We start from the raw sequence: 23,888 nt of genomic DNA, 5'->3' as shown, positions 1-23,888 counted from the left end.
TTCAGAAAGTGGCCTCGCCATGGCCCAATTCGCGGATGCCGTCAACAACCTTGGCCAGCGCCATGCTGAGCGACCCCTTGGCCAGAACCACATCCCCCGCCGCGATCTGACCCGCCAGTTCCGCCTGCACATCACCGCTGCTGGCATAGTGACCACCGCGTTTGTCCGCAGGCAACGCCGCATGAAGTGCCCCCATCAGCGGGCCGATGCAATGCACCACATCGAGATCCGCCATCGCGGGCAGATCGGCAAGGGCCGCGTGCAGATCGGCCTCCTGCGGTCCCAGCTCCTTCATATCGCCCAGATAGGCAATCCGCCGCCCCGCGCAGGGGGTCGCGGCCAGCACCGCCAGCGCCGCCGCGACCGAGGTCGGATTGGCGTTGTAACTGTCATCCAGCAGCAGGATCTCGCCCCGCCCCGCGCCAAGCGTCACGGTTTCACGCGCCCCGCGCCCGGTGACCGGCGACCAGAGCGACAGGCTTTGCACGGCCTTGGCCAGATCCAGATCCAGCGCCGCCAGACAGGCCAGCGCGCCAAGCGCGTTCATCGCAAAATGGGCGCCAAGCGACTGGATATTCAGGCGATATCGCTGCCCATCCGGCAGCGTGACCTCGGCCTCTGTCTCATCCCCGCGTGAGGCGGTTCCGGTCAGGCGATTGCCCGGAACGATCGGCCCCTGACCGGTGCCAAACCACTGCGCAGGGCGCGCTGCCTCCTCGGCAACGGAGTGCAGGATCGGAGCCTCGGCAATATCGGCGTTCAGCACCGCAACACCGCCCGGCTCCAGCCCGTCGATGATGGCGGCTTTCTCGGCGGCAATGCCCTCGATCCCGTCAAAGGCCTCCAGATGCACCGGCGCCACGGTGGTGACCATCGCCACATGCGGACGCGCCTGCTTGGCAAGCGGGCTGATTTCACCGGGGTGATTCATGCCGATCTCGATGACGGCAAATTCGGTGTCCCGCGGCATCCGCGCCAGCGTCAGCGGCACGCCCCAATGGTTGTTATAGCTGGCAACAGCCGCATGGGTGCGCCCCTGATCGGACAGCATCCGCGCCAGCATTTCCTTGGTCGAGGTCTTGCCGACCGATCCGGTGACCGCGATCACCCGTGCATCCGTGCGCGCACGACCTGCCCGGCCCAGAGCCTCCAGCCCGGCCTGCACGTCATCCACCAGCAACAGCGGCGCATCTTCACCGACGCCCTCGGGCCTGCGCGAGACCAGCGCCGCACCAGCGCCTTTCTCCAGCGCCTGCGCCACGAAGTCATGGCCATCCCGCGCCGCCTTCAGCGCCACAAAGAGATCGCCCGCCGCAATGCTGCGGGTGTCGATGGAGATACCATTCACGCTCCAGTCGCCAATCGCCTGACCACCGGTGGCCGCTGCCGCCTCCTCAGCTGTCCAAAGGCTCATACCAACCTCCCGTCGAGAGCCGCGACCGCCATGCTGGCCTGCTCCACATCATCAAAGGGCAAAACATCACTGCCAACGATCTGGCCGGTTTCATGGCCCTTGCCGCAGATCAGCAGGGCATCGCCGGGTCCCAGCGCATCAACGCCGCGCAGGATCGCCTCGGCCCGGTCGCCAACTTCCATCGCATCCGGCGCGCCGCCCTTGACGGCGGCGCGGATCACGGCCGGGTCCTCGCTGCGGGGGTTGTCATCGGTCACGATCACCAGATCGGCATTGTCCTGCGCCGCCTGCCCCATCAGCGGGCGTTTGGCGGCATCGCGATCACCACCGGCACCAACAATGGCGACCAGCCGACCCAGCACATGCGGGCGCAGTGCCTTGATCGCGGTGGCCACGGCATCAGGCGTGTGAGCGTAATCCACAAAAACCGTCGCGCCATTTTCGCGCGTGGCCGCCAGCTGCATCCGGCCGCGCACGGTCTGCAAATGCGGCAGCGTCGCAAAGACCGCATCCGGGTCCTCGCCGCTTGCAATCACCAGACCGCAGGCCAAAAGGATATTCTCCGCCTGAAAGCCGCCAATAAGGTTGAGCCGGGCCTGATAGGGCCGGTCGTGCCAGGTAAAGCGCATGTCCTGCCCCGAGGCGTCATAACGCGCACCGACAAGGCTCAGATCACCGAGACCGCGCCCGACCGATATCACCTCATGCCCGCGCGCAGCGGCGACCGCCCGCATCTCGGCGCCGCGCGGGTCGTCCATGTTGATGACGGCCACGCCATCATCGGGCAGCACCCGGCGGAACAGGCCCGCCTTGGCGGCGAAATATGCCTCAAACGTCTCGTGGTAATCGAGGTGGTCCTGGGTGAAATTGGTGAACCCCGCCGCCGCCAGATGCACACCGTCCAGACGCCGCTGATCCAGCCCGTGCGAGGAGGCCTCCATTGCGGCATGGGTAACCCCCGCGGCCGCCGCTTTTGCCAGCGCGTCATGCAGGGTAACCGGCTCCGGGGTGGTGTGGTTGAGCGGATGGCTCCAGGCGCCCTCAACCCCCGTGGTGCCGAGGTTCACCGCCTTATGGCCCAGCTCCACCCAGATCTGGCGTACAAAGCTCGCCACCGAGGTTTTGCCATTGGTGCCGGTCACTGCCACCATGGTTTCGGGCTGTGCGCCGAACCACAGCGCCGAGGCATAGGCCAGCGCCTGACGCGGGTCTTCGACCACCACCAGCGCCACGGTCGACTCGCGCAGCAGCTCCGCCGCAATCGACGCGCCTGCCGCATCGGTGAGAATCGCAGCCGCCCCATTGCCGAGGGCGGCGGGCACAAATTTGGCGCCATGCACCTGACTGCCCGGAAGGGCTGCAAACAGCCCCCCTTCGACCACCTTGCGGCTGTCCACGGCAATGCCATGGATCGTCGGATCGACACCGCCGCGAGCGGTCAGCCCCAGCTGGCTAAGAGGACGGTTTTCAATGGTGCCCATAGCAACCCCACCTGATCAGTTTGAGGTGAGGGTTATAGCAGCCATCTCATCCGGTTCAACTTGCGGTCTGAGTCCAAGCAGCGGCGCGATCCGACCGATCATTTCGCCAGCGACGGGAACAGCGGTCCAGCCTGCGGTGCGGCGCTCCTCGCCATGGGCGATGACCGAGGGTTCATCCAGCGTCACCACCAGCACATATTTCGGATCATGGGCCGGGAACATCGCGGCGAAGGTGGCGATGACCTTGCTTTCGTAATAGCCGCCGCGTGGTTTGGGTTTATCGGCGGTGCCGGTCTTGCCGCCCACCTGATAACCCGGAACCTCGCCAAAGGAAGCGGTGCCGCTGGTCACCACCTTGCGCAGCATGGCGCGGGCCTGACGGGCCGCCTCAGCCGACATCACCCGGTGGCCCAGCTGCGGCCCCTTCTGGCGCAGGATGGTGGGGCTGACATATTGGCCGCCATTGGCGATGGCCGCATAACCGGCTGCCAGATGCATCGGGCTGGTGGACAGCCCGTGCCCATAGGAAATCGTCACCGTGCTCAGCTCGCCCCATTTGCTGGGTTTGAGCGGCTTACCGCCTGCGGCCTCGGCGATTTCGATCGGCGTCGGATCAAACATCCCCATGGCGCGCAGGAAATCCTGCTGCCGCTGGGCACCGATTTGCAGCGCCAGGCGCCCGGTGCCCCGGTTGGAGCTGTTGACGATGATATCGGCGACACTCAGCTTGCCGTAGTTCTTGTTGTGGAACTCGCCAATCGGAAAGCGCCCGATCCGCATTGGACCGGAGGTGTCGATAATGGTCTCGGAATTCACCAGCCCCAGATCAACGGCCTGAGCTGCGGTGAAAATCTTGAAGGTCGAGCCCAGTTCATAGACCCCCTGCACCGCGCGGTTGAACAACGGGCTGTCGGAGGGATCGAAACCGGAGGTCGGCGGACGTGGGCGGTCATTGGGATCGAAATCCGGCAGCGACACCACCGAAATCACCTCGCCGGTGTGAACATCCATCAGGATCGAGGTGGCGCCTTTGGCGTTCATCAGCTTCATGCCGCCGAAAAGCACCCGTTCGGATGCCGCCTGCACCGTCAGATCCAGCGAGAGCTGCAAGGGCCGCCCGCCGTTGGCCGGGTCGCGCAGATAGTCGTCGAACTGTTTTTCGACCCCGGCAACACCGATCACCTCGGCAGCGCTGACGCCTTCCTTGCCGAAACCGGCGCCGCCCAGCACATGGGCCGCCAGGCTGCCATTGGGGTAAAGACGCATTTCGCGCGGACCAAACAGCAGCCCCGGATCGCCGATGTCATGGACGGCCTGTTTCTGTTCGGGGCTGATTTTTTTCTTGATCCAGATGAACTTACGCTTGCCGGAAAAATCCTTCAGCAGGCGTTCCAGCTCCAGATCGGGGAAAATCTCCACCAGACGCCGCGCCGCCCCGTCCGGGTCGACCATCTGCGGTGGCTGGGCATAGAGCGAATGGGTCTCGAAGTTGGTTGCCAGAATGCGGCCCTTGCGGTCGACGATATCGGCGCGCTGCATGGCAATGGCGCTGCCCGGCGCGCTGGCGACCGGTTCGACCGGCTCCGAGGTGGCCAGCGTTGCCATACGGGCGCCAATCGCGGTGAAGGCGCAGAGGAAGAACATGCCCAGAACCAGCAGCCGCCCCTCGGCGCGCTGGCGGGCATGGGCCTGCATCTCGGCGTGGCGCTGGCGCAGGTTTTCGCGTTCTATGGCATCCGGGTTCTCGCCCCGCGCGCGCGCGGTCAGGATCCGCGCCAGCGGGCGTAGCGGCGTGCGGATCATGGCTGTGTCCCCGTTGCGGTCTGCCCATTGGCCCCAAGCGAGGAAACCTCAACCCCATTGGTAAAATCCAGCAGCTCATCCTCCTGCGGCGGATAGGCGACCTCATCCACGCGGCCAAACTGTTCCGGGCGCAGCGGCAGCAGGCTGAGGCGATCAAAATTGAGTTCCGCCAGTTCGCGCAGCCGGTCGGGACGGTTGAGATAGGCCCATTCGGCGCGCAGCACGCTGAGCCGGACCTGCGATGCGCCGATCTGGCGTTGCAGGCTGCGGGTTTCCTTCAGCACCTGCTGGGTGGTGTAATTCTCGCGGTAGGCCCAGAAAGCCAGCCCAAAGACGGCGAGACAGGTGGCGATATAAAGCAGGGTCTTCATCAGCGTTTCTCTCTTGCCTGCGCCTGTTTCAGCTGCGGCATGCCAATATCCTTGGCGCTGATCGCAATCGGCGCGGCCCCGGTGCGGCGACCGACGCGCAGCCGGGCGGAGCGGGAGCGCGGGTTGTCCGCCAGCTCCTGATCGTCCGGCCCGACGGCCTTGCGGGTGACCAGCGTGAATTGCGACGGCGTTTCCTCGACCTCGGGGGCGTAGCGGTTGGCGCGACCGGTTTTGCCCGCGCGATGCTGGAAGAAGCGTTTGACCATGCGATCTTCGATGGAATGGAAGGTCACAACCGCCAGCAGGCCGCCGGGTTTCAGCGCGCGTTCGGCGGCCAGCAGCCCCTCGAACAGCTCTTCATATTCGGCGTTCACCGCGATGCGCAGACCCTGAAAACTGCGGGTTGCCGGATGTGACTGGCCGGGTTTGGAGCGCGGCAGGCAGCTCTCGATGATTCCGGCGAGCTGGAGTGTCGTGGTGATCGGCGCCTCGGTGCGGGCCTTCACGATGGCGCGGGCAATACGGCGGCTGGCGCGTTCCTCGCCAAAGAGGAACAGGATATCGGCCAGCGCCGCCTCGTCCAGTTCCGCGACCAGATCGGCGGCAGAGGGGCCATCCTGCGACATCCGCATATCCAGCGGCCCGTCGCGCATAAAGGAAAAGCCGCGTTCGGCCAGATCCAGCTGCATGGAGGAGACGCCAAGATCGAGGACGACGCCGTCGAGATCCTGCGCATAGTCGTCCATGCGGGAGAACACCCCCTGTTGCAGGGTCAGGCGACCGGCATAGTCGCCGATCCAGCTTTCAGCCATTTCAAAGGCCAGCGGATCGCGATCAACGCCGATCACGTGATCGGCCCCCGCCTCCAACAGGCCCCGGCTGTAGCCCCCGGCCCCGAAGGTGCCATCAAGCCAGCGCCCGGAAACCGGCGCCACGGCTTTCAGCAGCGGACGCAGAAGGACCGGTACGTGAGGACCGGTTGAGGTTGGGCGGTCCGTTGTCATGGATCAAGCGCCTCCGGCGCCATCGAGGAATTCCGCCGGGTCAAAGTCCTCGGGCAGATCGTCCAGCCACTCCTCGGATTTTGCCAGTTCTTCCTCTTCATAGGTTTCAGGCTTCCAGATCTGGAAGGTGTCGCCGGCGGCGATGAAGAACGCCTCGGCCTCCAGATTGATCTTGTTGCGCAGCTTGGCGGGCAGCACCAGCCGCCCGGTTTCATCAACGGTGGTCGGGAAGGACTGACCGTGGAACATGCGCTGCAACATCTTGCGCGGCATCGAGCCGCGCGGCAAGGCGTCGATTTTGGCGTCGACTTCCTCGATCGCCTCCATCGTGTAGCATTCAAGGAAATTGCGGCGGTGATCACCATAGACGATGACCAGTTCGGGGTTGCTGCCGGATTGCCAGTTGGGGTCACCCGCTTCCAGAACACGGCGAAAGGAGGCCGGAATCGAGACCCGCCCCTTTGTATCCACCTTGTGGTGGCTTTCACCTCTGAACCTACGGCCCAATCTATCGTCCCTTTTTTTCAGCGTCCCTCGTGCCGAAGCTATCCCCAGAAGCAAAAGGGGCGGGCTGATCTGCTGCCACTGATCAACCCGCCTCCTTGTCCCGACTTGCGGGGTGTCCGACTGCGCGCGCCACCTGGGGGGATGTCTGCTCGCTCGCGCGCCGGATCTCTCTATTTTCGATGAAAGCGAAGGCCTGTATGAAACCTGCTTCTTAGTAGTCTTGGTTGGGGTCGTTTGGTGCCCCTGCTCTTCGTCTCATTCGATGAACTAGGGATACTATGGGAATACGTGGGCGACAACTGTTTTTTATGGACCACATCTGCACATCTAGATAACGACGCGCCGATTCTACGGGAAAGAATCGCAGATACGCCCAGTGGTAGATTAAGCCACCATAAAGGCCACTATATGTAGGGTCACATCTGGTTTGGAAAAAGTGCCATGATTTCCCAGAAATTTTGAGAGCGAGTCTGGAGAATCAGAATGTTCACATTCCGTTCACGGGTGCGTGTGGCAGTTGAACCGGGGCAAATCCCGTGATCAAGGCGATATCGTCTGAAAATCACGCCAGAACAGCACAGTGATTCGGGAAAGCGGGCCAAAATCTCTCGACGCCGCCCATAATTTCCCACATGGCCCATCAATTCCCACGCGGCCCATGATTTCCCAGCAGCGCCGGGAGCGTTTCAGCTTCGCGATCTAGGCCATGCCGCCGCGGATCAGACCTTCGGCCATTTTTGCATAGGCCTCGGCCATCAGACCGTCACCGGCAGCGATCGGAGTGCCATTGTCACCGGCCAGCCGGGTCTCAAGATCAATCGGCAGCGCCCCGAGCAAGGGCACCCCGATGCGCTCAGCCTCGGCAGCAACCCCTCCGTGACCAAAGATGTGATGTTCGCCGCCACAATCCGGGCAGGCAAAGAAGGACATGTTTTCGATCAGGCCCAGCACCGGCGTTTTCAGGGTGTTGAACATGTCAATCGCCTTGCGCGCATCCAGCAGCGCCACATCCTGCGGGGTGGAGACCACGATGGCACCGGACAGCTCGGCCTTGGTGCACAAGGTCAGCTGCACATCGCCGGTGCCGGGCGGCAGATCGACGATCAGCACGTCAAGCTCCCCCCAGTTCACCTGCCCCAGCATCTGCTGAAGCGCGCCCATCAGCATCGGGCCGCGCCAGACCACCGCCTTGGCCTCGTCAACCATGAAGCCGATCGACATCAGCGTGACACCATGGGCGTGCAGCGGTTCGATGATCTTGCCGTCAGGGCTGGCGGGGCGGCCGCTCGCCCCCATCATGCGCGGCTGGCTGGGTCCATATATGTCAGCGTCGAGCAGGCCCACCTTGCGCCCCTGCCGGGTGAGCGCCACGGCGAGATTGGCGCTGACGGTGGATTTACCCACGCCGCCCTTGCCCGATCCGACGGCGAGAATGCGTTTCACCCCGCTGGGTTTCAGCGGCCCCTGCTGCGGCTTGGGGTGGCCGCCCAGTTTCAGGGTCGGCGCGGGCCGCGCGGCGGTATCGGAGTGGGCGGTCAGCGCCGCGGAGACGCTCTCCACACCCGGCAGCGCCAGAACGGTTGCCTCGGCAGCACGGCGCAGCGGCTCCATCTGGGCGGCGATCTGCGGACTGGGCGCCTCGATCACGAAGCTGACGCGGCCTCCCTCCACCATCAGCGCGCGCAGCATGTCGCGCGAGACCAGCGTTCCGCCATCGGGCAGTTGCAGCCGCGCAAGGGCGTCGCGAATCTCATCCTGGGTGGGGGTCATGGCCTGTCTCCTGTTGGTTACCCGCCATATAAGACCTGCGGCCGACAAGCCCAAGACCGCATCGGACCCTGTACAGGCTCCCGGTCGGCCCCAATCTGCGCGCGGCCTGTAGCCTGCCCGTTTGCCGCCTGCCGCGAATTTAGGCATCAGCACACCGATTGGCGCATACCTCGGCAAGATCAACCCGGTTTCCGCAAGGAAACCCATGCGTTTGCTGCATAGCAGAAATGCCTCTTTCAGGGATTGTGCGTGTGCAGCATTATCATATTTATGAGGCCAAGAGAGGCCGGGAACGGCCAGACATTCATAGACGTTAAGGACAACACCGATGGCCGCTGTTGACAATATCACAACCCGCAAAGGCGCTCTGGCCTTCAGCCCGCGCGCCATGTTCGACGAGCTGAAAGGCAAGATTGCACGCTACCGCCTGTATCGCCAGACCATGGATGAGCTGTCGACGCTCTCCGGTCGCGAGCTGGCTGACCTGGGGCTGAGCCGCTCCATGCTGCGCAGCGTCGCCTATGAGGCCGCATACGGCACGAAATAAAGAGATCAGGCTCTCTTCTCCTCCTCCCTTGGGAGCCTGCTATCGCGGTGACATCCTCCTCCTCCCTGATGTCACCGCACCCTATACCGGCGTCATAGCCGGACCCTGATACACCATGCCTCCTCCTCCCTGATGGTATGGTGTTGTACAGAACGGCGGTGCCCTCCTCCTCCCTGGCACCGCCGTTTTTTTGTGCCTGATTGCCTGCTCGGCAGCGCCTCCCATTGATGACAGGACGCAAAAAAGGCGCCGGCAAACTGCCGACGCCCGAGCTGGTGCCCGCCTGCCGATGGCGGGGATCTATCGGTGCTGGATCAGACCCGCAGTCGGCGCGGTCAGAACGGCACGTCCTCTGCTGCGGTGACGAAACGGGCGACAACCTTTTTCGTGCCGGCCTTCTCGAATGCGACTTCCAGCTTGTCCCCCTCGATCGCGGTGATCGCGCCATAGCCGAATTTCTGGTGGAACACCCGTTCACCGGCAGTGAAGGCGGAGGTGGCGGTGAGGTCGATGACGCTGGACTTGCTTTCCTTGGGCTGGGACAGGCCACGCTCTCCGGCGCGGGACTGCATGCGTTTCCAGCCCGGCGAGTTATACCCATCGGCAGAGGCCATGCGATCCTCAATCGTGGAGCGCACGCCCCCGAAACCGCCCGGGGCCGCCGCACCGTAGCCGCCGCCGTAGAGACCGGGCGGGGTCAGCACCTCGACATGTTCTTCGGGCAGCTCATCAATGAAACGGGAGGGCAGCTGCGATTGCCACTGACCAAAGACACGGCGGTTGCCGGCAAAGGAGATCGTGCAGATGTCCTCGGCCCGTGTGATACCGACATAGGCCAGACGGCGTTCTTCCTCGAGGCCCTTCAGGCCGCTTTCGTCCATCGAGCGCTGCGAGGGAAAGAGACCATCCTCCCAGCCCGGCAGGAAGACGGCAGGAAATTCCAGCCCCTTGGCGGCGTGCAGCGTCATGATGGAGACCTTCTGCGCCGCATCCTGTTTGTCATTGTCCATGATCAGGCTGACATGTTCGAGGAAGCCCTGCAGGTTTTCAAACGCCTCCAGCGCCTTGACCAGTTCCTTGAGGTTTTCCAGACGGCCCGGCGAATCCGGGTTCTTGTCGGTCTGCCACATGGTGGTGTAGCCGCTCTCGTCGAGGATGGTTTCGGCCAGCTCCATATGGGTCATGTCGGCGTCGCCCGCCAGACGTCCCCAGCGGGAAAGATCGGTGACCAGCTGGCGCAGGGCATTGCCGCCCTTGCCCTTGATCTGGCCGCTCTCCACCGCAAGCCGCGCGCCCTCGACCAATGAGACGCCATTGCTGCGCGCCATGGTCTGGATGGTCTGCTGTGCCTTGTCGCCAAGACCACGTTTGGGGGTATTGACGATCCGCTCAAACGCCAGATCGTCCTCCGGGCTGACCACCAGCCGGAAATAGGCCATGGCATCGCGAATTTCGAGCCGCTCGTAGAAGCGCGGCCCGCCGATGACCCGATACGGCAGACCAATGGTCAGAAAGCGGTCTTCAAAGGCGCGCATCTGATGCGAGGCCCGCACCAGAATCGCCATATTGTTGAGGTCGATGGGGGCAAGGCCACGGGTGCCGCGCTGCATCGCCTCGATCTCCTCGCCGATCCAGCGAGCCTCCTCCTCGCCGTCCCAATGGCCGATCAGACGCACCTTCTCGCCGCCGCGTGCCTCGGTCCAGAGTTCCTTGCCCAGACGTCCGCTGTTGCCCCGGATCACCCCGGAGGCGGCGCTGAGAATATGTTCGGTCGAGCGGTAGTTCTGTTCCAGCCGGACCACATTGGCGCCGGGAAAATCCTTTTCAAACCGCAGGATATTGCCCACCTCGGCCCCGCGCCAACCATAGATCGACTGATCGTCATCGCCAACGCAGCAGATGTTCTTATGCGCGCCCGCGAGAAGCCGCAGCCAGAGATACTGGGCCACGTTGGTATCCTGATATTCGTCCACCATGATAAAGCGGAACCAGCGCTGGTATTGTTCCAGCACATCCGGGTTGTCCTGAAAGATGGTGACCATGTGCAGCAGAAGATCGCCGAAATCGACCGCATTCAGATCCTTCAGCCGCACCTGATACTGCGCATAGAGGTCCACGCCACGGTGATTATAGGCGCTGGCATCCGCAACCGGCACCCGGGAAGGCGTCAGCGCGCGGTTTTTCCAATCGTCGATCACCCCCGCCAGCATCCGCGCAGGCCAGCGTTTGTCATCTATGCCTTCGGCCTTGATCAGCTGTTTCAGCAGCCGGATCTGATCGTCGGTGTCCAGAATGGTGAAATTGGATTTCAGCCCGACCAGTTCGGCGTGACGGCGCAGCAGTTTCACGCAGATCGAGTGGAAGGTGCCGAGCCAGGGCATCCCCTCAACCGCCTGCCCCAGCATTCCGGCGACGCGCTCCTTCATCTCGCGCGCGGCCTTGTTGGTGAAGGTCACGGCAAGGATCTCGTTTGGTTTGGCCGTGCCGGTGGTCAGCAGATGGACAATCCGCGCAGTCAGCGCCTTGGTCTTGCCGGTGCCGGCCCCTGCCAGCATCAGCACGGGCCCTTCCAGACATTCGACTGCGGCGCGCTGTGCGGGGTTCAGCCCGTCAAGATAGGGCATCGGCCGCGCCGCCATGGCCCGCGCGGACAGCGAAATCCCCTCATAGGGGTCGATATCGTCAAAACTGCTCATGGGCAGGACATTAACGTGATTCAATCCCGGCGGAAAGAGGGCGTTCACAGTCTGTTCCGCAGACATCAGCAACAGATCAACCGAGCAAATCCCGAAAATCTTCAGTAGTTTAAACCCCAAGACACCGGAATTTAGGTTAACGATTAACACAATTGAAAACTCAACCGACCAGCATGGACCAGCGGCCATAGCGCCGTGAGGGCACTCTCAATCGGACGGCAGACGGCACCATGAAACCTGATCTCAAAACCAGCGTCGCGGAGAAAATCCGCAGCATGTCACTCCTTTTCGTGCTGGTTGTGGCCGCGGCCGCCTCGGTCTGGGCCGTTTTTGCGGTGCCAACCCCCATCGTCGATCACATGCTGGAAGCCGACATCCGCAAACAGGCGGAACTCTGGCAGCGGCGGATCATCCTGCATATGGCAAACCCGGAGGAGTCGTTCGAGGAGGGCATCATCCAGCCGCATGACGCCCATATGCTGGCGCTGTTCACCGAGGAAACCGATGTCTACCGCTATCGCCTGCTGACCAGCTCGGGCGAAATTTTCTGGTCCTCGCGCAGCGATGAAATCGGCGAGTTTGAGGCAAATGTCTTTTTCACCACCAAGGTCGCCAAAGGTGAGGTCTACTATATGCACGATGCCTTGCCCGCCTATGACGTCGACGGGCTGACCCTGGCAACCGGCAACTACAACAGCGAGGTCACGCGGGAGATCGCACAGGTATACATGCCCCTTATTCATAACGGGCATTTCGACGGTGCGATTGATTTCTATACCGATATCACCGAGCTGCGGAATATCTTCATCAACCGGGTGCGACTGTCGCTGATCGTGCTGACATCCATTGCGCTGCTGGCAATGACGATTGCTGTTTATGTCGTGTTCAAATCGAACCGATTCCGCATGAATCAGATGCGCCAGCGCAACGAGACCGAGCGCGAGATCCTGGACGAACAGCTGCGGCTGGCCCGTGAAGTGCAACTGCTGGGCGAGCTGAACGAATGGCTGCAATCCAGCCGTTCGCTCGACGAGCTGTTCGACATGGTGGCCCGTTTCATGACCCATATCCTGCCGACGGCCGAGGGCAGCGTCTATGTCTACTCCAACTCGCGCGATGTGCTTGACGGCTGTGCCAGCTGGAATGGCGGCAGTCACAAGGACCATATCCACCCAGAAGAATGCTGGGGGCTGCGTCGCGGCCGCAGCTATGAATTCGGCTCCTCCGAGATTGATTTTGTCTGCGAACATGCCGAGCCGCATGACGGCCGCGCCTATTACTGTTTCCCGATTCTGGCCCATGGCGAGACCGTCGGCCTGATGCATCTGCGCGCGCTGAGCGACGCCACGGAAGAGTTCCGCAGCAGCAAGAAACTGGCCCAGATGTGCGCCGAACAGATCTCCATGGCGATCGCCAATGTGCGGATGCGCGACCAGCTGCATGATCAGTCGGTGCGTGATCCGCTGACCGGTCTGTTCAACCGCCGCCACATGACGGAGACCCTGCGCAAGAGCATCTCCAGCAGCCAGAAAAGCGGCACACCGCTGAGCCTGATTGCGGTGGATGTGGATCATTTCAAGAAGTTCAATGACAATCACGGCCATGATGCCGGTGACATGGTCCTGCGGGCGGTCGGCTCGGTGCTGGAACAGGCCTGTGACGGGGATGAAGTGGCCTGCCGTCCGGGCGGAGAGGAATTCACGCTGATCCTTCCCGGGGTCAGCCAGCAGGATGTGATGACCAAGGCCGAGCTGCTGCGCCAGGCCGTGGAGGCGATTGTCGTCCGCTACGGCGAGAAGGCGCTGCCGGGGATTTCGATCTCGCTTGGCGTGGCCCATTACCCGCGCCACGGCACGATGCCACAGGACCTGCTGCGCGCCTCCGACGAAGCGCTCTACGATGCAAAAGCGAAAGGCCGCAACCAGGTCTGTGTCGCCTCCGCCGCAGAGCAGGCGCCACGCAACCCTGCCGCGCAGACAGGTCCCTCAAAGCCGTCGGATTCGGGCAGCTCGATCGCTGCGGAGTAGGCCGGAGACCCCTGCCCCCGCAGCAGGAACCGGGCCGACGGGCATTGACCAAAGCCCCGTCACAGCGACCAAACGATGCACCCGGCGCCAGCGCCCCAGTTGCGGCGGCTGGATTGACGGCGTGACCGGGCAACTGGGCGCTTGGGCAGACCGCCTTCGACACGGGCTTCGCGCTCGCTGCGCGATCCTTCGGATCGGTCATTGACCAGCCAGCAGGATGACACGCCCCGACGCCGGCCGTTGGCCAAACGACCAGCGCGCGATTGCCCCCTTTTGCAATTGGCGGACACATCGCGCGCCCGATGGACCTGGCTCTGGGTATGGCGCGGCACTACGACCCGGCGTGATCCCCGCAGGGCCGCGACGAGACACCGATCAGAAGGCTCGCAAGCAATAGAGGCCCGCACAATGCACCGGGGTGGTAACGGATGGCAGCGACCCGCGAGAAAGGCACCAAAAGGGCGCGCAGCAGGTGGCACATACCGACGACAACAGCGCCGGAGCTGGAACGGGTGCGGTCCAAATAGTTACAAAAATGTTTCAATGCTGCACTCCACACTAGACTTTTGCTGCAAGGCAGCGACAAATGCGCAGCATGGATCTGCACCAGCGTTACCCCGCTCTCAGTGACCTTCGCCAGCGCGCCCGGCGGCGCCTGCCCCGTTTCGTTTGGGAGTATCTGGACAGCGGCACCGGGCGAGAGGCGACCACCGCCCGCAACCGCAAAGCGCTGGATTGTATCGGCTTTGCCCCGTCGATTCTGCATGGGCCGCAACAGCCCTCGCTCAGCTCCGAGTTTCTGGGCGTGTCGCGCCCGCTGCCGTTTGGCATTGCGCCAGTTGGCATGTCGGGGCTGATCTGGCCCGACGCGGAACGCCAGCTGGCCCGCTGCGCCGCGGCGCAGGGCCTGCCCTACTGCCTGTCGACCGTGGCAAGCCAGTCCCCCGAAGATCTGGCCGATGACCTCGGGGCGGCGCCGTGGTTCCAGCTTTACCCGCCGAAGGATCCCGCCATCCGCCGCGATATGCTGCAGCGCGCCAAATCCGCAGGCTTTGCCGGTCTGGTGCTGACAGTTGATGTGCCCGTGGCCTCGCGCCGGGAACGGCAGACGCGCTCCGGGTTGACGCAGCCCCCCCGGCTGACGCCCCGGTTGCTGGCACAGGTGGCGATGCGACCGGCCTGGGCCATGGGCATGGCGCGCCGGGGGATGCCGCATATGCGGACGCTGGATAAATATGTGACCGGCCAGAGCGGCAGCCTGTCGTCGACGGCCCATGTCGGCTATCTGCTGCGCACCTCGCCCGATTGGGACTATGTGAAATGGCTGCGCGATCATTGGGAGGGGCCGCTGATCATCAAGGGGGTGATGCGCGCCGAGGATGCCGCACCGCTGGAGGCGCTTGGCGTCGATGCGCTGTGGGTATCGAACCATGCCGGGCGCCAGTTCGATGCGGCCCGCGCCACCATCGAGGCCCTGCCGGATATTCGTGCGGCCACCACCCTGCCGCTGATTTTCGACAGCGGTATCGAAGGTGGTCTGGATATCCTGCGCGCCCTGGCCTTGGGGGCGGACTACGTCATGTTAGGCCGCGCGTTCCACTTTGCCCTGGCAGCGCTTGGCCCGCAGGGGCCGGACCATCTGATCGATCTATTGCGCCTGGATCTGCTGGCAAACATGGGCCAGCTGGGGGCGGAGGACCTGACGATGCTGCCGCAACCGCTCCCACTTCAGCCGATTGCGCCGCCATTTGCGACATTTAGGACCGATACGGACCTAAAATCTCCGCCGTAATCGTATTTTTTGCCGGATTCTGGCCTCAGGTCAGCGCTATCACGCTGTCCATACCCAGAACTACGTCTATACCGGACCCTAATTTGCGCTTATCACTCCGCCAAACTGCACGACCCCGAGGAAGCCATGACTGACTTCAAGAAAATCCTGATCGCCAACCGCGGCGAAATCGCCATCCGCGTCATGCGGGCAGCCAATGAGATGGGCAAGAAGACGGTTGCCGTCTATGCCGAAGAGGACAAGCTGGGCCTGCACCGGTTCAAGGCGGATGAAGCCTATCGGATCGGCGAAGGTCTGGGACCGGTGGCCGCCTATCTGTCGATTGACGAGATCATCCGCGTGGCCAAGGAAAGTGGCGCCGATGCGATCCACCCCGGCTACGGCCTGCTGTCGGAGAACCCGGATTTCGTGGATGCCTGCGCCCGCAACGGCATCACCTTTATCGGTCCGAAGGCGGAAACCATGCGCGCGCTCGGCGACAAGGCCAGTGCCCGCCGCGTCGCAATCGAGGCCGGCGTGCCGGTGATCCCCGCCACCGAAGTGCTGGGCGATGACATGGATGCGATCCGCGCCGAAGCGGCTGAGGTCGGCTATCCCTTGATGCTGAAAGCCTCCTGGGGCGGCGGCGGTCGCGGTATGCGCCCGATCCACAGCGAATCCGAACTTGAGGAAAAGGTGCTGGAAGGCCGCCGCGAAGCGGAAGCGGCCTTTGGCAATGGCGAGGGCTATCTGGAAAAGATGATCACCCGCGCCCGCCACGTCGAGGTACAGATCCTGGGCGACAAACATGGGCAAATCTACCACCTTTATGAGCGGGACTGCTCGGTCCAGCGCCGCAACCAGAAAGTGGTCGAGCGTGCGCCCGCCCCCTATCTGACCGAGGAACAGCGCACCGAGATCTGCGATCTGGGCCGCAAGATCTGCCAGCATGTGAACTATGAATGCGCAGGCACCGTCGAATTCCTGATGGATATGAACGACGGCAAATTCTACTTCATCGAGGTAAACCCGCGGGTGCAGGTGGAGCATACGGTGACCGAGGAAGTCACCGGCATCGACATCGTGCAGGCGCAGATCCTGATCGCCGAGGGCAAGACCATTGCCGAGGCCACCGGCAAGGCATCGCAGGACGAGATCCAGCTCAATGGTCATGCGCTACAGACCCGGGTGACCACCGAGGATCCGCTCAACAACTTCATCCCGGATTACGGTCGAATCACCGCCTACCGCTCGGCCACGGGCATGGGCATCCGTCTGGATGGCGGCACCGCCTATGCGGGCGGCGTGATCACCCGTTACTATGATTCGCTACTGACCAAGGTGACGGCCAAGGCCCCCACCCCGGAAAAGGCGATTGCCCGCATGGACCGCGCGCTGCGTGAATTCCGGGTGCGCGGTGTCAGCACCAATATCGCCTTTGTCGAGAACCTGCTGAAACACCCGACCTTCCTGTCGAATGAATACACCACCAAATTCATCGACGAGACGCCGGAGCTGTTCCAATTCGCCAAGCGCCGCGACCGCGGCACCAAGGTGCTGACCTATATCGCTGATATCTCGGTGAACGGGCATCCCGAAACCGAAGGTCGCCCGGCGCCTCATCCCGATCTGAAAGAGCCGCGCGCGCCAAAGGCCGATGCCGCGACGCAGCCCTATGGCACCCGCAACCTGCTGGAGCAAAAGGGCGCGCAGGCCGTGGCCGACTGGATGAAGGCGCAGCGTCAGCTGCTGCTGACTGATACCACCATGCGCGACGGCCACCAGTCGCTGCTGGCCACCCGGATGCGCAGCCATGACATGATCAAGGTGGCCCCGGCCTATGCCCAGAACCTGAGCCAGCTGTTCTCGGTCGAGTGCTGGGGCGGTGCGACATTCGACGTGGCCTATCGCTTCCTTCAGGAATGCCCCTGGCAGCGCCTGCGCGACCTGCGCGAGCGGATGCCAAACCTGATGACCCAGATGCTGCTGCGCGCCTCCAATGGTGTCGGCTATACCAACTATCCCGACAATGTGGTGCAGAGCTTTGTGAAACAGGCGGCCACCGGCGTTGATGTGTTCCGCGTCTTTGACAGCCTGAACTGGGTCGAGAACATGCGCGTCGCCATGGATGCGGTCGTTGAAAGCGGCAAGATCTGCGAAGGCACCATCTGCTACACCGGCGATATCCTGGATCCGAAGCGCGCCAAATACGACCTGAAGTATTATGTCGGCATGGCCAAGGAGCTGGAAGCGGCAGGCGCGCATATTCTGGGTCTGAAGGACATGGCGGGCCTGCTGAAGCCGGCCGCTGCCCGCCAGCTGGTCAAGGCGCTGAAAGAAGAGGTCGGCCTGCCGGTCCATTTCCACACCCATGACACCTCGGGTGTGGCTGGTGCCACCATCCTGGCGGCAGCGGATGCCGGCGTCGATGCGGTGGACGCGGCTATGGACGCCTTCAGTGGCGGCACCTCGCAGCCCTGCCTCGGCTCAATCGTCGAAGCGCTGCGCAACACCGACCGCGACACCGGGCTGGACATCGCCAAGATCCGCGAAATCTCGGACTATTGGGAACAGGTGCGGATGCAATATGCCGCCTTTGAATCCGGGTTGCAGGCGCCCGCCTCGGAGGTCTATCTGCACGAGATGCCCGGCGGCCAGTTCACCAACCTGAAGGCACAGGCGCGCAGCCTGGGGCTGGAGGATCGCTGGCATGAGGTCGCCCAGACCTATGCCGATGTGAACCAGATGTTCGGCGATATCGTGAAGGTGACGCCCTCGTCCAAAGTGGTTGGCGACATGGCACTGATGATGGTCAGCCAGGGTCTGAGCCGCGACGACGTCGAGGATCCGAAGAGTGATGTGGCCTTCCCGGACTCGGTTGTCGACATGATGCGCGGCAACCTCGGCCAGCCTCCGGGTGGCTTCCCTGAGGGGATCGTCTCCAAGGTGCTGAAAGGCGACGCGCCCAATCTGGATCGCCCCGGCGCCCATCTGGACCCGGTCGATCTGGAAGCGACCCGTGCGGAGCTGTCGCGGGAGCTGGAAGGCAAGGCCGTCGATGACGAGGATCTGAACGGCTACCTGATGTATCCCAAGGTGTTCCTCGACTACATGGGCCGCCATCGCCAATATGGTCCGGTCCGCAGCCTGCCCACCCGCACCTTCTTTTACGGGATGGAACCGGGCGAGGAGATCACCGCAGAAATCGACCCCGGCAAGACGCTGGAAATCCGCCTGCAGGCCATCGGCGATACCGATGACAAGGGCGAGGTCAAAGTCTTTTTCGAACTGAACGGCCAGCCCCGCGTCATCCGCGTGCCGAACCGTCTGGTCAAGGCGACGACGCAGGCCCGGCCCAAGGCCGAGCAGGGCAATGCAAACCATGTCGGCGCGCCGATGCCCGGTGTCGTGGCCACCGTTGCCGTGCAGGTTGGCCAGCCGGTGCATGAGGGCGACCTGCTGCTGACCATCGAGGCGATGAAGATGGAAACCGGCATTCATGCCGAGCGCGATGCGGTGGTGAAGGCCCTGCATGTGCAGGCAGGCGGGCAGATCGACGCCAAGGATCTGCTGATCGAGCTGGAGTGATCACAGCCCGCGCCTGTCACCGATGACAGGCACTGCGACTATCATATGAAGGCGTCCCCGCATTCCGGGGGCGCCTTTTTCCGTCGGATGGCGCGGTCTGCCAGATGCGCGGTGGTCAGATCAGCGCCTGTGTCTCGATCTGTGGTGGCATCAACACCGGGGCCTCGGCGGTATGAAGACCCCCAGCCTGCCCATCCGTGGTGAGTTTGGCGCCGATCGCCAGACCAATGGCGACGGTCAGGCCAAGGATGCGCAATGTGTCCAGCCTGTCGTCCAAGGATTTACCCATCCGGTCGCGCAGCGGTTTGCTAAGCAGTGTCATCTCGGGGCTCCCTTTCGGTTTCGCAGATATCTCCGCGGGTTGGCCCGGCTCGTTGGCTCGCAAACATCAGGTCGTCTTGGCCAGGCTCATGTCATCATCATAAGGGTAAAACGCCGCACGTGGCGGCTTCCGTCGCTCAAAACACCGTGACGGTCATTTTTTGCCGACGGCTTTGCGTTTTTCCCTTGCAGCCCTGCCTGTGAATGACTAAATCCGCTTCACCGAATGGCAGCGCGGGCGTAGCTCAGGGGTAGAGCATAACCTTGCCAAGGTTAGGGTCGGGCGTTCGAATCGCCTCGCCCGCTCCATTTGGACACATGAAAAGGCCACCGCTTGCAGACGCAACGGTGGCCTTTCGCGTTTGTGAAATACGACATAGCCTCTGGCTTGCGCGGAATCACTTCAGCGCCTAAGAACAGAGCGCGAACAGCTGCAACGGCAGCATGAGAACAGGTGATACGGCAGCATGCTCACATCGGTAGAACTCTGCGCTGGTGCAGGCGGCCAGGCACTGGGGCTTGAGAAAGCCGGCTTTGACCACACCGCGCTGGTCGAAATCGACAAACATTGCTGCGCCACCCTGCGCCACAACCGGCCCCAGTGGAATGTGCTGGAAGAGGATGTGCGCGCCTTCAAGGCGGATGCCGACGCCTATCGCGGCATTGACCTGCTGGCCGGCGGGCTGCCCTGCCCACCATTTTCGGTGGCAGGTAAACAGCTGGGCGAGAAGGACGAGCGCAACCTCTTTGACGATGCCATCGAAATCGTCGCCGCCACCCGCCCCCGCGCGGTGATGATCGAGAATGTGCGCGGCTTTCTGGATGCGGTGTTCCATGACTACCGCGAGAAGCTGAAGAAACAGCTGGCCAAACTGGGCTATGAGACCGACTGGCGCCTGCTGAATGCTTCCGACTTCGGCGTGCCGCAGCTGCGCCCGCGGGTGGCCATCGTCGCCCTGCGCAAGGAATTCTCCGGCCAGTTCAACTGGCCCGAGCCGCTGCCGCATAATCCCCGCACCGTGGGCGAGACCCTGCTTGACCTGATGAAGGAACGCGGCTGGCGCGGGGCCGAGGAGTGGGCCGCCAGGGCCGATGAGATTGCGCCAACGATTGTGGGCGGCTCCAAGAAACATGGCGGGCCGGACCTCGGCCCCACCCGGGCGCGGCGCGCCTGGGCCGCCTTGGGCGTCGAGGGGCGCACCATCGCCTATGAGGCGCCGGATCCCTTTCACAACGACATGCCGCGCCTCACCGTGCGGATGGTGGCGCGCATTCAGGGCTTCCCCGACAGCTGGCATTTCACCGGGGCCAAGACCAACGCCTATCGCCAGGTCGGCAATGCCTTTCCGCCGCCGGTGGCCGAAGCCGTGGCCCGGCAGATCCGTCAGGCCATCGCACGCCCCAGCCTGAAGGTGGTGACCGGCCCTGCCACCGGGCGTTGATCGGGCCGTCGTGATAGCGCTGCGCGATGTAGGGCCACATCCTGCCCTGTCACCTTTCCCAAAATACTCAAGCCACGGCTGCAACCGGGAACAGGCTCTGCGATGAAACAGAAACTGCCGCCCAGCCGGATCCATCCCGGCCATGCCGATCACCTGCTGCTCAGCGCGCTGGCACAGGATATCACCAGCCGCGCAGGCGGCCCGATGGAGCTGGCGGCCGACTTTCCGCTGATGCTGCGCACGTGCATCGACGATGTGATCCTGACCGCCAAGACCGGGCGGCGCGCCTATGAGGATCTGGAAAAAACCGAGAAGACCTATATCGGCACCCGCGTCGAGATTGAGCTGCGGGCGCTGCTGCGCCTGCCAAAGGGGCGGCTGGATACCGTGATCCTCGGCCATGATGTGGATATCAAACACACCATGGGCAGCAATTGGATGATCCCGACCGAAGCCGTCGACCAGCCCTGTATCCTGGTGGCGGCGGATGAGCCGCGGGCGCGCTGTTACCTCGGGCTGATCGTCGCGCGGCAGGCCTATCTGACCGCCGGTCAGAACAAGGACGCCAAACGCTCGATCTCGGCCGAGGGGTTTGGCAATATTCTCTGGCTGCTCTGTGATCAGCCCTATCCGGCCAATTTTTGGCGCCTGCTGCCGGAGCGGGTGGTGGCGCGTATCTTTGCCGGGGAGAGTGGCAATGCCCGGATGGCGACGCTGTTCCGGGAGGTGCAGCGTCAGCCGATTCCCCGTGACGTCGTCGAGGCGGTGGCCGCGCAGAAGGATTTCATGCGGCGGATCCGCTCGGATGGCGGCCATGGCACGCGGGACCTGCTGGGGCGGGAGGGCATCGTTATCCTCGAGGGGCGCAAGGATGCGCAGCTGATCCGCGCACTTGACCTGCCCCATTGCGGCGGCTCGGAGTTCATATCGGCGCAGCTCTCCAACCTGACGCAGGCGCGGCTGGCCGCCAGCGCTGGTCACACGATCCGCGAAGATTTTTTCGATCCGAGGTGAAAACCCGCTGTTTTTCGGTTGCAGCCCTGCGCGCAATTGCCTATTCACCGCCTCACCGGATGGCAGCGCGGGCGTAGCTCAGGGGTAGAGCATAACCTTGCCAAGGTTAGGGTCGGGCGTTCGAATCGCCTCGCCCGCTCCATCGGGATCACAAAGGCCGCTCTTTTGAGCGGCTTTTTGTTTTTCTACCAAAAACACAGGGTTACCCGGCCATCTAAGGTGTCTTTACGGCAATGACGATTGCGGCGATCTGGATCTGCGCGCAGGGCTGACGTGCGGGTGGGCGTCCGATTAATTTCTTCACGCAGCTGTCATTTTTCCTCTTGCAGGTGCTGCGGCAATTTCCTAAACACCGCCTCACCAAATGGCAGCGCGGGCGTAGCTCAGGGGTAGAGCATAACCTTGCCAAGGTTAGGGTCGGGCGTTCGAATCGCCTCGCCCGCTCCATTTGGACTGCAAAGGCCGCTCTTTGCGAGCGGCCTTTTGCGTTTCCGCACCCGGATCAGCGCCACGATGCGCTTGCGCGAACATTTGATCAAATTCCTTTGACGCGACTCTCAAAACCCGCCAATGCTGTGCCAAAGGGGCCAGAGCCCCATCGCCTATGCGCCGCAGGTCTGGCGCTTCAGCTCAGGAGGACAACAGCCCATGGCCCCGGTCATCTATCCCACCACCAATTTCACCGCCACCGAACAGCTCTGCCTTGAGCGCGGCGAGGGCATCTATGTGTTCGACAGCGAGGGCAACAAATATATCGAAGGGCTGGCCGGGCTCTGGTGTACATCGCTGGGCTACAGCAATACCGAAGTGATGGATGCGATCACCGAGCAGCTGCATAAGCTGCCATTTTCGCACACCTTTGGCGGCAAGACCCATCAGCCGATCCAGGATCTGGCGAAGAAGCTGGCCGCGATGGTGCCGGTGGAGGACGCCTATATCTTCTTTGGCAACTCAGGCTCCGACGCCAATGACACCCATTACAAGATGCTGCGCTATTACTTCAACGCAATCGGCAAGCCGGAGAAGCGCAAGATCATCACCCGCGAGCGCGGCTATCACGGGGTCACGGTTGCAGCCGGCTCGCTGACCTCCCTGCCCGCGAATCTTGCGCATTTTGATGCCCCACTGGAGGCGCTGTCGATCCTGCGCGCCGACTCGCCGCATTATTACACCGCCCGCAAGGGCAATGAGACCGAGGCGCAGTTTGTCGAGCGCATCCTTCAGAACCTCGAAGACCAGATCCTGGCGGAAGATCCCGACACGATTGCGGCGATGATCGTGGAGCCGATCACCGGCGCCTCTGGCGTGATCGTGCCGCCGGAGGGCTACTATGAGGGGCTACAGGCGCTGCTGCGCAAATATGGCATTCTGGTCTGGGCCGATGAGGTGATCTGTGGCTTTGGGCGCACCGGCGCCGATTTCGGCTGCACCACCATGGGCATCAAGCCGGATCTGATGACCTTTGCCAAGCAATTGTCCTCGGCCTATTTCCCGATCTCGGCCTCGGTCATTCCGGGCTGGATGTATGAGGCGATGGTGGATCAGACCAATCAGGTCGGCGTGTTTGGGCATGGCTATACCTACTCCGGGCACCCGGTCGCCTGTGCCGCCGCGCTGAAGACGCTCGAAATCTACGAGCGCGACAATCTGTTCGACCACGCCGCCGAGGTTGGCAGCTACATGCAGGCGCAGCTGCGCGAGATCTTCACCGATCATCCGCTGGTGGGCGAAGTGCGCGGCAAGGGGCTGATCGCGGCGCTGGAACTGGTGTCGAACAAGACCACCGGCGCAAGCTTTGACAGGGGTCTTGCCGGGGCCACCGCGCAAAGGCTGTGTCAGGACAATGGTCTGATCCTGCGGGCCGTGGCCGGGAATGCGGTCGCGCTCTGCCCGCCGCTGATCATCACGAAGGATGAGGTGGACGACATGCTGGCACGCCTGAAAACCGCGATCGACGCCAGTTTCGAAGAGCTGAAAGCAGCCGGTCACCTGGCGCATTGAGGCCGCAGACGCCCCAGTGTGCGACGACGGACCGACAAGAGCAGCGCCCCGGCTGAGGCGCTGCTTTTCTATCGCCCCCAAGACCTCCGCCTCGCCAGACAACAGGCTGATAGCGACACCCGCGAGATCTG

16 protein-coding genes and 3 tRNA genes are annotated in these 23,888 nt (G+C 63.0%); 10 read left to right on the top strand and 9 right to left on the bottom strand.

The genetic code is table 11. The features are described from left to right. Position 1 precedes the first annotated feature (1 nt). The 7 genes from VWZ85_RS17460 to VWZ85_RS17430 form a co-directional block, all read right to left on the bottom strand. Positions 2–1,414 carry a UDP-N-acetylmuramoyl-tripeptide--D-alanyl-D-alanine ligase gene (locus VWZ85_RS17460; RefSeq protein WP_416589289.1) on the bottom strand — a complete coding sequence of 471 codons (1,413 nt, stop codon included), beginning with the start codon at positions 1,412–1,414 and terminating at the stop codon, positions 2–4. After that, entirely contained in the window at positions 1,411–2,895 is a 1,485-nt protein-coding gene (locus VWZ85_RS17455; RefSeq protein ID WP_416536754.1) for a UDP-N-acetylmuramoyl-L-alanyl-D-glutamate--2,6-diaminopimelate ligase, read from the bottom strand. Before VWZ85_RS17455 ends, VWZ85_RS17460 begins: the two co-directional genes overlap by 4 nt. Positions 2,896–2,910: 15 nt before the next feature. Continuing rightward, positions 2,911–4,698 carry a peptidoglycan D,D-transpeptidase FtsI family protein gene (locus VWZ85_RS17450; RefSeq protein ID WP_416536753.1) on the bottom strand — a complete coding sequence of 596 codons (1,788 nt, stop codon included), beginning with the start codon at positions 4,696–4,698 and terminating at the stop codon, positions 2,911–2,913. Further along, the gene (gene ftsL / locus VWZ85_RS17445; RefSeq protein ID WP_014874069.1) at positions 4,695–5,069 is read right to left on the bottom strand and encodes a cell division protein FtsL; all 375 of its coding nucleotides are present in this window, start codon (positions 5,067–5,069) and stop codon (positions 4,695–4,697) included. Before ftsL ends, VWZ85_RS17450 begins: the two co-directional genes overlap by 4 nt. Beyond that, positions 5,069–6,073, bottom strand: coding sequence for a 16S rRNA (cytosine(1402)-N(4))-methyltransferase RsmH (gene rsmH, locus VWZ85_RS17440; RefSeq protein ID WP_416589288.1), 1,005 nt, complete (start codon positions 6,071–6,073; stop codon positions 5,069–5,071). The genes ftsL and rsmH overlap by 1 nt, the downstream gene beginning before the upstream one ends. 3 nt (positions 6,074–6,076) lie before the next feature. Then, a complete protein-coding gene (mraZ, locus tag VWZ85_RS17435; RefSeq protein ID WP_340545033.1) occupies positions 6,077–6,580 on the bottom strand; it encodes a division/cell wall cluster transcriptional repressor MraZ in 504 nt (167 codons plus the stop codon). Between the two features lie 699 nt (positions 6,581–7,279). Beyond that, positions 7,280–8,350 (bottom strand): Mrp/NBP35 family ATP-binding protein, encoded by a 1,071-nt coding sequence (locus tag VWZ85_RS17430; RefSeq protein ID WP_416545350.1) that lies wholly within the window; start codon positions 8,348–8,350, stop codon positions 7,280–7,282. A 328-nt stretch (positions 8,351–8,678) separates the two neighbouring features. On the opposite strand from VWZ85_RS17430, the gene VWZ85_RS17425 reads away from it, so the two are divergent. Beyond that, the gene (locus tag VWZ85_RS17425; RefSeq protein WP_340545031.1) at positions 8,679–8,897 is read left to right on the top strand and encodes a DUF1127 domain-containing protein; all 219 of its coding nucleotides are present in this window, start codon (positions 8,679–8,681) and stop codon (positions 8,895–8,897) included. Between the two features lie 335 nt (positions 8,898–9,232). Here the strand turns inward: VWZ85_RS17425 and VWZ85_RS17420 are convergent, their stop codons facing one another. Next, the gene (locus VWZ85_RS17420; protein ID WP_340545030.1) at positions 9,233–11,593 is read right to left on the bottom strand and encodes an ATP-dependent helicase; all 2,361 of its coding nucleotides are present in this window, start codon (positions 11,591–11,593) and stop codon (positions 9,233–9,235) included. A 230-nt stretch (positions 11,594–11,823) separates the two neighbouring features. Between VWZ85_RS17420 and VWZ85_RS17415 the strand changes: the two genes are divergently transcribed. The 3 genes from VWZ85_RS17415 (at position 11,824) to VWZ85_RS17405 (ending at position 18,979) form a co-directional block, all read left to right on the top strand. Further along, positions 11,824–13,620: a diguanylate cyclase gene (locus VWZ85_RS17415; protein ID WP_416589287.1), complete on the top strand. Its 1,797-nt coding sequence runs from the start codon at positions 11,824–11,826 to the stop codon at positions 13,618–13,620. Between the two features lie 586 nt (positions 13,621–14,206). Beyond that, entirely contained in the window at positions 14,207–15,412 is a 1,206-nt protein-coding gene (locus VWZ85_RS17410) for an alpha-hydroxy acid oxidase (protein WP_416589286.1), read from the top strand. A gap of 126 nt (positions 15,413–15,538) precedes the next feature. Beyond that, a complete protein-coding gene (locus VWZ85_RS17405) occupies positions 15,539–18,979 on the top strand; it encodes a pyruvate carboxylase (RefSeq protein ID WP_416589285.1) in 3,441 nt (1,146 codons plus the stop codon). Positions 18,980–19,094: 115 nt separating this feature from the next. On the opposite strand, the gene VWZ85_RS17400 is transcribed toward VWZ85_RS17405, so the two are convergent. Continuing rightward, positions 19,095–19,301: a hypothetical protein gene (locus VWZ85_RS17400; RefSeq protein WP_416536746.1), complete on the bottom strand. Its 207-nt coding sequence runs from the start codon at positions 19,299–19,301 to the stop codon at positions 19,095–19,097. 233 nt (positions 19,302–19,534) lie between these two features. On the opposite strand from VWZ85_RS17400, the gene VWZ85_RS17395 reads away from it, so the two are divergent. From VWZ85_RS17395 to VWZ85_RS17370, 6 genes are all read left to right on the top strand, one after another. Further along, a tRNA-Gly gene (locus VWZ85_RS17395) sits at positions 19,535–19,609 on the top strand. A 158-nt stretch (positions 19,610–19,767) separates the two neighbouring features. Further along, on the top strand, positions 19,768–20,742 hold the full coding sequence (locus VWZ85_RS17390) for a DNA cytosine methyltransferase (RefSeq protein ID WP_416589284.1): 975 nt from the start codon (positions 19,768–19,770) through the stop codon (positions 20,740–20,742). A 102-nt stretch (positions 20,743–20,844) separates the two neighbouring features. Next, entirely contained in the window at positions 20,845–21,756 is a 912-nt protein-coding gene (locus tag VWZ85_RS17385; RefSeq protein WP_416589283.1) for a NaeI family type II restriction endonuclease, read from the top strand. A gap of 67 nt (positions 21,757–21,823) precedes the next feature. After that, positions 21,824–21,898, top strand: a tRNA-Gly gene (locus tag VWZ85_RS17380). 230 nt (positions 21,899–22,128) lie between these two features. Next, positions 22,129–22,203: transfer RNA gene (locus VWZ85_RS17375), tRNA-Gly, on the top strand. A gap of 201 nt (positions 22,204–22,404) precedes the next feature. Next, positions 22,405–23,757, top strand: a complete 1,353-nt coding sequence (locus tag VWZ85_RS17370; RefSeq protein ID WP_416543583.1) for an aminotransferase — start codon at positions 22,405–22,407, stop codon at positions 23,755–23,757. Positions 23,758–23,888 lie beyond the last annotated feature (131 nt).

The sequence above is a fragment of the Phaeobacter sp. JH20_29 genome, assembly GCF_048056175.1.
Lineage (GTDB): Bacteria > Pseudomonadota > Alphaproteobacteria > Rhodobacterales > Rhodobacteraceae > Phaeobacter > Phaeobacter bryozoorum.
Note: the sequence above shows the minus strand (reverse complement) of the source record. Positions and strands in the feature narration are given on the sequence as shown.